Source organism: Thermosinus carboxydivorans Nor1, from assembly GCF_000169155.1.
Classification (GTDB): domain Bacteria; phylum Bacillota; class Negativicutes; order Sporomusales; family Thermosinaceae; genus Thermosinus; species Thermosinus carboxydivorans.
This window is the reverse complement of record NZ_AAWL01000001.1, coordinates 199,048-211,867: the sequence shown is the minus strand read 5'-3', so window position 1 is coordinate 211,867 and position 12,820 is coordinate 199,048. Positions and strand designations below refer to the sequence as shown.

Annotated in this window: 10 protein-coding genes and 2 CRISPR repeat arrays (2 of these 12 running past the window's edge); all 10 genes read left to right on the top strand. The window is 54.4% G+C overall.

The genetic code is table 11. The features are described 5' to 3' along the window. A CRISPR array of direct repeats spans positions 1–425; the repeat unit is 35 nt; unit sequence GTTTAAAAACAAAATCCCCGTAAGGGGACGGAAAC (it extends 2,431 nt beyond the left edge of the window). A gap of 233 nt (positions 426–658) precedes the next feature. Genes cas10 through cas1 form a run of 10 tightly spaced genes read left to right on the top strand, consistent with a single transcriptional unit; the run spans position 659 to position 11,221 of the window. After that, positions 659–3,175 (top strand): type III-A CRISPR-associated protein Cas10/Csm1, encoded by a 2,517-nt coding sequence (gene cas10, locus TCARDRAFT_RS00895; RefSeq protein WP_007288120.1) that lies wholly within the window; start codon positions 659–661, stop codon positions 3,173–3,175. After that, positions 3,175–3,579 carry a type III-A CRISPR-associated protein Csm2 gene (gene csm2, locus TCARDRAFT_RS00890; protein WP_007288119.1) on the top strand — a complete coding sequence of 135 codons (405 nt, stop codon included), beginning with the start codon at positions 3,175–3,177 and terminating at the stop codon, positions 3,577–3,579. The genes cas10 and csm2 overlap by 1 nt, the downstream gene beginning before the upstream one ends. Positions 3,580–3,581: 2 nt before the next feature. Next, positions 3,582–4,298: a type III-A CRISPR-associated RAMP protein Csm3 gene (csm3, locus tag TCARDRAFT_RS00885; protein ID WP_007288118.1), complete on the top strand. Its 717-nt coding sequence runs from the start codon at positions 3,582–3,584 to the stop codon at positions 4,296–4,298. Next, the gene (gene csm4 / locus TCARDRAFT_RS00880; RefSeq protein ID WP_007288117.1) at positions 4,279–5,304 is read left to right on the top strand and encodes a type III-A CRISPR-associated RAMP protein Csm4; all 1,026 of its coding nucleotides are present in this window, start codon (positions 4,279–4,281) and stop codon (positions 5,302–5,304) included. The genes csm3 and csm4 overlap by 20 nt, the downstream gene beginning before the upstream one ends. Next, on the top strand, positions 5,301–6,485 hold the full coding sequence (gene csm5, locus TCARDRAFT_RS00875; protein ID WP_007288116.1) for a type III-A CRISPR-associated RAMP protein Csm5: 1,185 nt from the start codon (positions 5,301–5,303) through the stop codon (positions 6,483–6,485). The genes csm4 and csm5 overlap by 4 nt, the downstream gene beginning before the upstream one ends. Beyond that, positions 6,482–7,345, top strand: a complete 864-nt coding sequence (gene cas6 / locus TCARDRAFT_RS14465; RefSeq protein WP_007288115.1) for a CRISPR system precrRNA processing endoribonuclease RAMP protein Cas6 — start codon at positions 6,482–6,484, stop codon at positions 7,343–7,345. The genes csm5 and cas6 overlap by 4 nt, the downstream gene beginning before the upstream one ends. A 6-nt stretch (positions 7,346–7,351) precedes the next feature. Next, positions 7,352–8,542: a Card1-like endonuclease domain-containing protein gene (locus TCARDRAFT_RS00865; RefSeq protein WP_007288114.1), complete on the top strand. Its 1,191-nt coding sequence runs from the start codon at positions 7,352–7,354 to the stop codon at positions 8,540–8,542. Between the two features lie 14 nt (positions 8,543–8,556). Beyond that, complete coding sequence (locus tag TCARDRAFT_RS00860) at positions 8,557–9,858, top strand: TIGR02710 family CRISPR-associated CARF protein (RefSeq protein ID WP_007288113.1); 1,302 nt, start codon at positions 8,557–8,559, stop codon at positions 9,856–9,858. Between the two features lie 9 nt (positions 9,859–9,867). Further along, positions 9,868–10,203, top strand: a complete 336-nt coding sequence (gene cas2 / locus TCARDRAFT_RS00855; protein ID WP_007288247.1) for a CRISPR-associated endonuclease Cas2 — start codon at positions 9,868–9,870, stop codon at positions 10,201–10,203. Positions 10,204–10,222: 19 nt separating this feature from the next. Continuing rightward, complete coding sequence (cas1, locus tag TCARDRAFT_RS00850) at positions 10,223–11,221, top strand: CRISPR-associated endonuclease Cas1 (protein ID WP_007288112.1); 999 nt, start codon at positions 10,223–10,225, stop codon at positions 11,219–11,221. A gap of 223 nt (positions 11,222–11,444) precedes the next feature. After that, positions 11,445–12,820: a CRISPR direct-repeat array (repeat unit 35 nt; unit sequence GTTGTACAACCCTCACCCCGTAAGGGGACGGAAAC) (it continues 628 nt past the right edge of the window).

Sequence of the window (12,820 nt, the reverse complement as noted above, 5' to 3'; positions counted from 1 at the left end):
GCCATGTTTAAAAACAAAATCCCCGTAAGGGGACGGAAACGGAATTGACTACCTTCCAGTTGTCATCCCATGCCTGCCGCGGTTTAAAAACAAAATCCCCGTAAGGGGACGGAAACCAAAAACTGGAAAATGGCATTATTCCATGGCGCAAGCCATGGGGGTTTAAAAACAAAATCCCCGTAAGGGGACGGAAACCTTTAAGCCCTTCGTAATATTTGCGCGCCTCTTCCAGCGTTTAAAAACAAAATCCCCGTAAGGGGACGGAAACCTGGCAGTTCAACCAAGGCTTTAAACGACTTTTCATGTATCGTTTAAAAACAAAATCCCCGTAAGGGGACGGAAACCGGGCAGGTTCAGACAGTTTTGTGATTCGCAGTGTTCGTTTGGCGTGTTTAAAAACAAAACCCCCGTAAGGGGACGGAAACCTCAGCGAAAAAGGAAGAAGCAGGCACCACGTGCCTGCTTCTTCCTTTTTCGTCGAACCCGCGTCATTGCCAGCAGTTTTCCCAGCAAAGTTTAAATAGCGCTAACCTGAAAATTTTTGCAAATTTAACCACCGCATTGACAAGTTTCGACAACTCTCATGCCCTGTTTTTGTTAAAATAAAAACAAAATTCTACTGCGGCCACCAGCTGCAGGCTTACAGGAGGACTAGCCGATGGAGCGATGGATCCGCATAATATCGCTGGCAGGGCTGCTGCACGATGTCGGCAAAATTTGCTACCGCGCCGGGTGGGGCGAAGGAAGCCACAGCCAACGCGGTCGTACTTTTTTAGCCGACTGCTTGGGCGAATTCGCCGCTAGCGACGACGGGCGGCTGCTGCTCGAGTGCGTCGCCAACCATCATGCTGCTGACGTACGCGGCCTTACTGACACCAAGCATCTCGCCTGGCTTGTTTATGAAGCCGACAATATCGCCGCCGGCGTCGACCGCCGCAAAGACGAAACGGCTACGCCCGGGTTTGATCTCACTGCTCCGCTGGAGAGCATTTTTACCCGCTTAAACGGAGCCGGCGCGAAAAAAGTCCACTACTTGCGCGGTCTGACGGAAACCGGCCTGATCAACTACCCGGCCGCCAGCGGTACGATTATTGCTTCTGCCGACAAATATCACTTGCTGCTAGATACGCTTAAGGCTAATCTGAAAAAAATCAACTTCGCCGCCTGCCATGTCAATGAAGTGCTAAAAGTAATCGAGGCGGTAACGTCATACATACCGGCCAGCACGGCCACCGACGAGGCCAACGATATTTCTCTGTATGACCACAGCCGCCTGACGGCAGCGATCGCGGCCGCCATGTACGACTTTTTCCACGCGCAGGGCATCACCGACTGGCAGCACTGGTGCTACGGCAGCGGCAACGCCGACTTTCGCCGGCAAAACGCTTTCTTGTTGGCCGCGGGCGACATCAGCGGCATCCAAAACTTCATTTACACCATTCCATCCGCCGGTGCGCTCAAGTCGCTGCGCGGGCGGTCGTTTTACCTGGAAATGCTGCTGGAAACCATCGCCGACGAAATTTTAAGCGCGGCTGGGCTCAGCCGAGCCAATCTGCTATATACCGGCGGCGGCCACTTCCGGCTGCTGCTGCCTAATACGCCGGCGATAATAACCTTGCTAAGCAATATCAAGGAGCGTGTGAGCGACTGGCTGCTGGAGCAGTTCGGCACGGCGCTGTATCTGGAAATAGTGTGGCAGGAAACCGCGGCCAATGATCTGATGGGATCTGACGCCAACGGCAAAAGCGGCACCGGCGCCGTTTTCCAGGCGCTGGCCGCCAAAATGGCGACGGCCAAACTGCGCCGCTATAATAACAAGCAGTTGGCCAAGCTGTTTGACCCGCACAGTCCGCTTAATGCCGTTGCCGATGCCACCCGCGAGTGCGGCGTATGCAATACGTCCAACCAAAAATTGGTGCCGTTTAAAGATAAACCTGATATGTATGTCTGCCCCCGCTGTCACGATCTCTATACCTTTGGCGAACGCCTGCTGCAGCCGGATAGCGTGTTTGCTGTCACCGCCGGCTATAGCGGCGGCGGCATTGCCTTGCCCGCGCTTGCCGGCAGCAATACCCTGCACGTCGTAAAAAAAGACGAGGTGCCCCATTTACAAAAAACAGGCGAACTGCTTCGGCTTTACGCCAAAAACGAAATGGCCGCCGGCGATCTGCTGGCAACCTGCCTGTGGACCGGCGACTATGTCAGCCGCCACGCCAGTGGCGCCGTCATGACGTTTGAAGACCTGGCCGCGGCCAGCACCGGTATCGAGCGTTTAGCCGTGCTGCGGGCCGATGTCGACAACCTGGGCAGCGCCTTTATCGCCGGCTTTGCCCAAAAGCACGCCACTATTTCCCGGTACGCGACGCTGTCGCGCCAGCTGTCGCTTTTTTTCAAATATCACATTAACGATATCTGCCGCGGCAATTTGCGCGGCGAGGCGGACGAAATGGCACCGCTTAGCCTATGGGACCGGCCGCCCGCCGCCCGCAAAGTGTCGATCGTCTACGCCGGCGGCGACGATTATGTAATCGTCGGCGCCTGGGACGATATCATCGCGCTCGCGGTCGATATCCGTCAGGCCTTCCGCCGCTTCACCGCCGACAAGCTGACGCTGTCTGCCGGCATTGCTTTTTTCCCGCCGCATTACCCTGTCGCCCGCATGGCGGAAATCGCCGGCGAGCTGGAGGATGAGGCCAAACACAACCCCGCTAAAGACAGCGTCGCCCTGTTCGGCCTCGCCAAAGACACAACTAAGGAAACCAGCCCCTTTACGTGCCGTCATTGTTATCGCTGGGACGATTTTATAAGCGGCGTACTGGACGATAAATTAACCTTTTTCCGCGCTACCCTGGCATTGGGCAAAGATGGCGCGCGCGTCGGCGCGAGCGGCACCCTGCCCATTTCCCGCGGCGCGCTGTACAAACTGTATACCATGTTTGACGCCGTGCCGGACGAGCAGGGCCGCATCGACCTCGCCCGCCTGGCGTACCTGCTGGCCCGGCTTGAGCCGATGCAGAACAACCTTAAACCCGTATACCGCGAATTTGCCGGCCGGGTATTCCGCTGGTACAGCGAACCATCTAGCCGCCGCCAGGTGGCTACTGCTCTGCAGCTTTTATTGTACGGCCTGCGCGCGCCGCAGGCGCATTCTGCCATAGAAGGAGGGTTCAATTAATGGACGAGATTATCAAACAAGCGCAAAAAATTGTCGCCGACCTTAAAGACCGCGACGGCAAAATTAGGCTTAATACCACTAAACTTCGTAAATTCCTTACGGCCGTCAACGCCATCAACAACAAACTGGAAGCGTACCAAAGCCAGACCGGCGCCGGCAATGAGCTGAAAGAACTGCCCAAACCGCTGGCCGACGAGATCCGCTATCTGGAAGTCAAACTTGCCTATGAAAGCGGCCGGGAAAAGGATGTTAAAGACTTTGTCACTAAAGCTAAGCTGATCGACCGTATCCGCGCCATTGGCACCAGCGCGGACAAATACCGCGATTTCGCCAAATTAATCGAAGCCATTGTCGCTTTCCACAAATATGAAAGCGCGATGAGTAGCGAAGGAGGCCGCCGCTAGCAATGAGCAACGGTAAAATTGCGACCATTTTCGGCAAAATCAATCTGCAAGCCAAACTGAGCCTGGTGACCGGCCTGCACATCGGCGCCAGCAAAGACAACGCTTCTATTGGCGACGTGGACTGTATTGTCATTCGCGACCCGCTTACCAGGCGCCCCATGATCCCTGGCAGCTCCCTCAAAGGCAAAATTCGCACGCTTTTGGCCAAAGCGCTGAGCGAAAATCCCGTCCTCGGCGAACCGGACAGCGACCCGATCGAGGTCACCCGCCTGTTTGGCAGCAGCAAACCAGTCAAACACGCGCGGCTGCAGTTTTATGACGTATTTATGACTGACGACAGTGCCAATAAGATTAGCCGGATGGACACCGACCTCTATCTGACCGAAGTCAAATTTGAAAACGCCATTGACCGGTTAACGGCCGTTGCCAACCCCCGTCAAGTAGAACGGGTACCGGCCGGCGCGGAGTTTGCTTTTCGGCTGGTTTATAATATTGAAGCGCTGGACGAAGCCGCCGCCGACCTCAAGGCGCTGGCCGACGGCCTGAAGCTGTTGGAGCTGGACTACCTGGGCGGACACGGCTCGCGCGGCTACGGGCGGGTCAAGTTTGCCGATTTTCACATTAATGTCATAACCGTCGACCGCAAGCAGGCGGTCAGCCCCGACAGCGTGAAAAAAATTCTTGAAGGAGCCGGTTTTAATGTTATTTCGGCTGTATAAGCTGCGCTTTCTGACGCCCGTGCGCTTCGGCGACGATGGCGCGGCCGCCGGACTCGACCAGGCACGCCTCGCCGGCCGGGCCGACACGCTGTTTAGCGCTTTATGCAGCGAGGCGGCCATGCTGTCCGCCGCCGCTCCCCAGCGGCTGGCCGCAGCGGCAGCGGACGGCAACCTATTAGTGACCGACTTGTTCCCCTATCGGGGCGAAACGCTGTATCTGCCCCGGCCGCTACTGCCGCCGGATACCGCCTGGCAACAACCGGCGGCCGGCCGCACCGCGAGCGCTACGGCGGCCCACATCAAAAAGAAGCTGAATAAGCTGCCCTACCTGCCGGTGCGGCTGCTGCCGGCCTATCTTTACTGGCTGCGCACCGGCGATAGTTCTCAGTTCGACCTGGACAACGCTAACGCCATCGCGCTCAGCGACATTGCCAAATTCAGCGCCGTCAGGGTCAACGCCCGCGTTGACGGCGAGCGCCAAACCCTGCCCTATGTCGTAACCCAATACCAATTCGGCGCTGGCTGCGGCCTGTACTTCGTCGCCGCCGCGGCCGACCAGGATCTACTTGATTGGATCGACCGACTGATTGCCTCGCTTAGCTACAGCGGCATCGGCGGCAAACGCAGCGCCGGCCTGGGCAAGTTCGAGCTGGCCGAAGACCCGATTGATATGGATGAAACAGGCGTCTATGCCGATGATGCCGCGCTGTACTCCCTCCTTACCGCCACCGATGCCGACTGGTACATGGCGCTGTCGTGCCTGTGGCCGCTGCCGAACGAAGTGGCACTGCTGGCCGACGGTTTTTATAGCCTGACGGCACGCGGCGGGTTTGTCGCCAGCCCGGCGTATGCTCCGAGCGCGGTCAAACACCACAGCGTGCACATGCTTGCCGCCGGCTCCTGCCTCAAAGCCAAAGCGGCCGGCCAAGTCGGCGACCTAGCAGCCGGCGGCAAGCATCCCGTCTACCGCTACGGCAAACCTCTCTATGCGGGGTTGAAATTATGAACAAACATCTAGAAACCGTCACCATAAAACTGACCTGCCTTGGGCCCGTCCATGTCGGCTCCGGGGACAAGCTGACCAAACTGCAATATATATACGATACCAAGCAACGCCGTGCCTATTTTCTGAACGAAACGGCCTGGATTGGACTGCTCAGCCAAAAACGTCTGCTCTCTTCGTTCAGCGATCGCATCGCCGCCGGCTCGATCAGCGATTTGTATCGCTGGTGCACTGACAACTGGATCACCCCGGCCGAGATCGAACGGGTCGCCAGTGGTTGGGCGACGGTAGCTCCGGCCATCGAGCGGGACAGTCGCTTGCTTAACAGCATCACGCCGCTCATGCGCGGCGCGGATGGTCGGCCCTATATCCCCGGCAGCAGCATCAAAGGCGCTCTGCGCACCGCCATCCTTCACCACCTGTTGACGAGCAATACTCTTTCCGCAATAAACAAACATGCCTACTGGCAACAACTAGGCGATCTTGTCCGAACGCGGCATATGTCCGATAAAGATAAACTCAAAAAAATCGAGAAGCTGACCGCACAGATTGAAAGCGACTTGCTTCATCGGCTTGAACTTTTCGACGAAAATAACAAAAAAGTACCGGCCAAAGACGCGGTAACCAGCGTCATGAAAGGCATCCGCGTCAGCGATGCTTTCTGCACTGCGCCCAAAGCCCCACCGACCTGCCTGCTGCGCAAAGTCGACTGGCAAGATGCTCCCGGTGGGCGCGACCCAGAAAACTACATTGCGTTGGTGCGCGAGTGCTTTACCCCGGGGACAACCCTCACCTTTACCCTGACGGTCGAACCGGCTTTAACTCGCGCGATCGGCATCGCTTCGCCAGCGGACGTACTGGCTGCCGCCCGCAGCCACGCCGCTCATATGCTAAATATCGAAAAAGCCGCTTTTGGCCAACGGCTCGGCAGCTTATTTAGCCGCATGGCAAGCGCCAACCTCATTTTGGGCGGCGGCAGCGGCTTTTTGGACAAGACCTTGCTCTACAGCCTGGCAACCGTAAACGAAGCCCGGGCTCTTACCGCCGCGCTGCTTGACCTGCGCTTCGCCAAACACCGTCACGTCCAGCGCGATAGCCGCCTAGCCCCCCGCACGCTCAAGCTGGGCATATACAATAACGAACGCTACCTGATGGGCGTATGTAAACTGGAGCAATTGCCATGATCACTCTGACCGAATTCCAACTGGCGACACCGCCGGGGCTGCGCCTTGACGCCAACGCCGGTTCAGTGCTGCACGGCGCTCTCATTGAGCGCCTTGATAGCGCGGCCGCCACTACGCTGCATGAGCCCGGCCTGCGCCCCTATAGCCAGCACCTGCGCGTCACCAAAGAAGCCGCTGTTTGGCGCATTGGCACATTGACGCCGCCAGCGGCGCAACAACTGGTCGCTCCGCTACTGGCTGCACCTAACGCCGCCTTTTACCTCCGCGACAAACATGCCCACATTGCCATAACGGTTAAACGCCAACTCGTCGCTTGCACCTACCGCGAGTTTGTCAACCATTTCTTTCTTTCCCCCGCGCCGGCGCGGCGCTTCGTCATGAAGTTCGCTACGCCGGCTTCTTTTAAAATCGATAACGCATATCAAATATTCCCCAGCGTCTTTCACATCTACCAAAGCCTGGTCAACCGCTGGAACGCCTGTGCCAGCGGCTTTGTCCTCGACCGGCCGCGCCTTATTGACGACCTGACCGCCTATACACGCATTATCGACTACCGACTGCGGCTAAACACCTTTAGCGTCGAAAGCATACGTATTCCGGCCTTTTCCGGCGAAATCACATTGTCAATCGCCGGGCCGGAGCAACTGGTGCGGCTGGCGGCGATGCTCTTGGCCTATGGCGAAATCAGTGGCATCGGCGTCAAAACCGCGCTCGGCATGGGCGGCGTCACCGTGTGGGCCAAGCCCAAAGGTGCTGTCGGCCTTGCCAGCTTGCTTCCCCAAACCTTATCCTCCCCTGACCATTTTGACAGCGGCGATCATCAGAGCGCCATTGGCAGCCCTGCAAGTGAAAATAGGTGATTTATAATGCAAGCAATTACCCTCTTAGGCGACCAAGTCGCCCCGATTTTGATGTTTGCCAGTCTCCTACCTAGTAGCGGCACTCTCCATATTCTCACGACAACGGCCAAGCAAGGCCGGGCCCAGCATTTAACCGCGGCCTTGGCCATGCTTAGCCCCGGCCTAAAAGTCAGCACCCACATTTTGAAAAACCACTATGACATGCGCTCCCTGTCGGCCATGGCGCGCAAGCTAATCGCCGGCAACGGGGAAACTTTGGTCGACCTGACCGGCGGCACCAAACTAATGTCGCTTGCCCTCTACCAAGCAGTGCAGCAAACGTCGGCCAAAGCGATCTACATCGACAGCGAGACCGGGGTCATCCGCGACGTAACCGATGCCTCTGGCCACATCGTCAGCGAGCGCCTGCCGCATATTCCCAGTAACGTCGTTTTTCGCGCTTATGGCAAAGCAGCCTGCGACGACCGGCGTTGGCTGCCCGAGGGGCTGCCGCTGCTGATCGACTACATTGATAACTATTTTCAAGCCTGGTGCGATTTTTTCACTTGGTTCAATACAAGCGAATTTAAACACAAATATACTGCTGCCCCCACGGGCGAAATTCACTTCCAAAAAGATTTGGCGACGCCGCACAACAGCCATGGCAATCTTTGGCCCGCGATAAGCACGGTATTGTCCTATCTCAAAGCCCTCGGCTGGCTTGATTACCGTCGCGTCGGCCAAACGGTATCCATCCGCATGCAATCGGACGCCCTATTGAAATTTTTGCAGCATGGCAGTTGGCTGGAAGAATACATTTACCCCAAGATAAGCGGCCGGTTTCAGGAGGTTCGCAAAAACGTCGCTTTGTACGATTATGACGTCTACGCCGAAATCGCGGCCCAAGGCGGGGATATCGGCCACGTCAAGGCCAACGAAGTCGATGTGCTCATTAATGAATACGGCAAAATGCTGTTTCTGGAATGCAAGGCCGGCTATTCCAAAAGCCTGTTTAGCAACACCGCCGAGCAAATTCCCAAATTGGAATCGGTCGCCCATAAAACCGCCGGCTATTTCGCCCGCATCGCCATCGTCACCCATCGGCGCCAGGACGAAATCCCGCCGATTTTTCGCCAGCGCCTGCAAAATGCGCGGATTGAACTTATCTGCCGCGAGGATTTGAAGGACCTGGCTTGGCGTGTGGCCTGCATGCTTTAACAAGGAGCGTGGAAATGCAGATGAAAAAAGTTTTGCTTATCACCGTCGGCGGCTCACCGCAACCGATCATCGACTCCGTGACCAAGCATCAGCCGGATTATATCGTTTTTCTCTGCACCGCACGAAAAGACGGCGACGAAGGCAGCTATGACAGTATTTACAAAGACACTACCCAGCCGCCGCGCAAATGTCCAAAATGTGGTCATACCGAAACTACTACCAACAAAGCCCTGGCCAGTGCGCTCGGCTTAAGCAACGACCGATTTGAAACATTGGTCGTTGAGGCCGATAAGCCTTTTGACACCTATAAGAAAGCCTGTGATCTGATCGAAAAGTTCCAGCATAACGGCTGGCGCGTCATCGCCGATTATACCGGCGGCACTAAATCGATGAGTGCCGGCCTGCTGCTTGCCGCGGTCGAATATAAAGACATCGTCATCAGCCTGGTAGCAGGCCCCCGCAAAGACCTCATCAAAATCCGCGATGGTGAACAGGTTTGCAGGCGCGTCAACAACAAAGCCGTTGCCTTCCGCCAATCCAGGCAAGCTTTGGCTATGGCCCGTGAATGGAACTATCCGGCCGCGATCAACCTTTTGGACGAACTTTGTCATGACGGCCTGGACGATGAAGTGCCCGATTTTAACCGCCTGCGCAATCTTTGCCGCGGCTTTGGATATTGGGATACGTTTATCTATGATAAGGCGTACGAATATTTGAAGCCGTTTGGTAATGATGGAAAAATTCAGCCGTTAATTATCAAACTCAGCACCGCATGGCGCGGATTGCAATGGTATAGCTCGCCAACCTCAGGCAAATTCCCCGGTTACGTCCTTGTGTACGACGTCCTTGCCAATGCCGAACGCCGTGCAGCCCGGGGCAGCTATGACGATGCCATTGCCCGCATCTACCGCGCACTCGAGATGTATGCCCAATTTTGCCTGCTGGCCAAAGGCCTCAATAGCTCAAACCTCGACACAGCCAAGTTGCCGGAGCCTATCCGCCCGGATTACGAAGCTCGCCGCAATGCCAAAGGAGAAATCCAGATTGGCCTTGTCGAAGACTATGAATTACTGGCAAAACTAGGCGACCCAGTAGGCCAAACATGGCTAAAACACAAGGGAAAAGTTCTTGAAGCCCTCCAAAAACGCAACTACAGCTTTTTGGCCCACGGCATCAACCCGCTCACGCAAACCGATTATAAATATGTAAAAGACGCAATTTGGCCATTTATCTCTGAATGCGACGAGGTGCAAAAAGTCAAAAACGGTCTGTCCGGGTGGCTTGATTTAAACGACCAACTCAAATGCGTGTGGTAGCGGTGGCATATGGGGAAAGTTTGGCTTGAGCTTGACGACGATGCCTTGCCGCCAGAGATGGTAACGTCACACAAGTATTTTGTTTTGGTAATTTACGACATAATTGACGACAAACGTCGCCGCAAAATGGCAAAATTGCTTGAAGCATTTGGTTTTCGCGTGCAAAAATCCGCTTTTGAATGTATGCTTGATCGCCGCCGCTATGACCGGTTGGTTAAAATTGCCCCGCGCCTAATTGACCATGCGGAAGATTCTTTGCGCATTTACCTATTAAGCGGGAAAATGGCCGTACTTTCCTGGGGTAGCGAAACGATTGTCGATGATTGCTCTTCGATAATTATCTGAGAAGCGAGGCATAAATGTCGTGCGTACATTATACGTAACGGACGCCGGCAGCCATATTCAAAAAAACGCCGGGCGCTTTCTTGTCTGTAAAGGCGATACCATCTTGCGCGAAATACCGCTAGAACTTTTAGACAATGTCGTATTATTCGGTAGCATTCAAGTATCGGCCAAAACAATCACGGAGTTTTTAAAGCGGGGCATCACCCTAACCTGGTTGTCAAAAACGGGTGAGTTCTATGGTCGGCTCGAATCGACACGCCACATCGATATCTTTCTGCACCGCCAGCAAATTCGCATGGGCGATCGTCCCGATTTTTGCCTTAAAATTGCCCAAGCGATAATAGACGCCAAAATTGCCAACTGCATGACCATTCTGCGCCGGTATCAACGGACGGCCAATAGCCCCGAAGTTGCCGACCATATTCACGCGATGGGCATAATTGCGGAGAAAATCCCTAATGTAGACAAAATTGAAACCCTATTAGGATTAGAAGGCAGCGCCGCACGGCATTATTTCACCGCTTTGGCCTGTTTGGTGCCCGACGATTTTGCCTTTAAAGGACGAAACAAACAGCCACCGAAAGACCCTTTTAATTCGTTATTAAGTTTTGGTTATACCCTGTTAATGTATGATTTTTACACCATTGTCCAAAATGCAGGCCTGCATCCATATGCCGGTTTTTTGCACAAAGACCGTCAAGGACATCCTACGCTTGTTTCCGACCTAATGGAAGAATGGCGCCCTTCGATAATCGATTCACTAGTTATGTCGCTTATCCACCGCCGGGAAATCCAGCCGCTTGACTTTCTGCCTCCTGATAAAAACGGCGGTGTATACCTAAATCGTGAAGCATCGGCCGAATTTATCGCCGCCTATGAAAAGCGCATGACGCGCCTAAACAAATATGGCGGCAAAGAACTGACATTCCGCCAATTGCTTGCCCGCCAAGCCAAATTGCTCAGCCAGGCGATCGAAAACGAAGACCCGGACATTTACCAGCCGATTTATATCAGATGATACCTAGCGTTCGCTAGCAATAATGGCATTGACAAAGATCCTTGAAATCATTTAGCATAAATAATAGGTGGCTAGCAAAAAATGCAAAAACCTCCCGCTGTAGATTTCTCAAGGCTTAGAGGGCATTTTTCATGACTCATACGGCTAAAGCAAGCCAAACAGTGGCGAGGTTCCCGCAAACTGCATTTTCAGCCCAGTAATTATGCGGCTTCCCAGCCGCAGGGTTGTACAACCCTCACCCCGTAAGGGGACGGAAACCCGCGCCGCTAACGCCAACGCTTATATTGTAAGTTCTGTCGGAGTTGTACAACCCTCACCCCGTAAGGGGACGGAAACCATAAATAAATACTTTGAACCACTAGTACAGGCCGGTTGTGATATTGTTGTACAACCCTCACCCCGTAAGGGGACGGAAACCGGCTAAAATTAGTTCGCTTTTTATTCTCTATCTTGTATTCTTGTTGTACAACCCTCACCCCGTAAGGGGACGGAAACCAAGCATTTTTGCCGCTTGGGAAAGCGAAATCGTCATCGTTGTACAACCCTCACCCCGTAAGGGGACGGAAACTAGTGGGAGAAAAATGCTTATAAATGCTTTACAACCGCGTTGTACAACCCTCACCCCGTAAGGGGACGGAAACGCGGATTAGCTTGTCCTTCCGTCCCTCCCTTCACTTATGTTGTACAACCCTCACCCCGTAAGGGGACGGAAACGCGCGAGGCCTCTGGGACGGTTAGGACTTCCTGGAGCGAGTTGTACAACCCTCACCCCGTAAGGGGACGGAAACTGACTACGGAATTGGCTTCGTGGGAAAACCGTTCTTCGTTGTACAACCCTCACCCCGTAAGGGGACGGAAACCTAATATGTGCCGCAATTAATCACCTGTGCAGTATATCGGGTTGTACAACCCTCACCCCGTAAGGGGACGGAAACTTGATTATCGGAACGCCGGCAATTTCGCCCGCCGGTGGTTGTACAACCCTCACCCCGTAAGGGGACGGAAACTTAGCGATTTCATCAATGCTAACCGCCCTGGCGATATATCCCTCGTTGTACAACCCTCACCCCGTAAGGGGACGGAAACTTTAGCGCTTATATTGTTTCTGCGTCGACAATGAATTATGATGTTGTACAACCCTCACCCCGTAAGGGGACGGAAACTTGCGAACTTCTTCATCCGTTTTGGGACGGATGAAGGCATTATTAGTTGTACAACCCTCACCCCGTAAGGGGACGGAAACCATATGTCACCGACGCATCGCCGTACTGCTTAGTTCCGGTATAGTTGTACAACCCTCACCCCGTAAGGGGACGGAAACGTATGCATCCTCTCTTTCTGAAAATGCTAGCTCTTCGTCGGGTTGTACAACCCTCACCCCGTAAGGGGACGGAAACTGCATCAAAGATCACCTCCCTCACGAAATGTGAGCTATCTATTGTTGTACAACCCTCACCCCGTAAGGGGACGGAAACCTTAAAATGATGTTCACCACGCCAAGCCTTGGCTTGTTGTACAACCCTCACCCCGTAAGGGGACGGAAACGTTTCAATTTCTGTCTCTTCCCCATCGTATGGGGATAAGAAGTGACGTTGTACA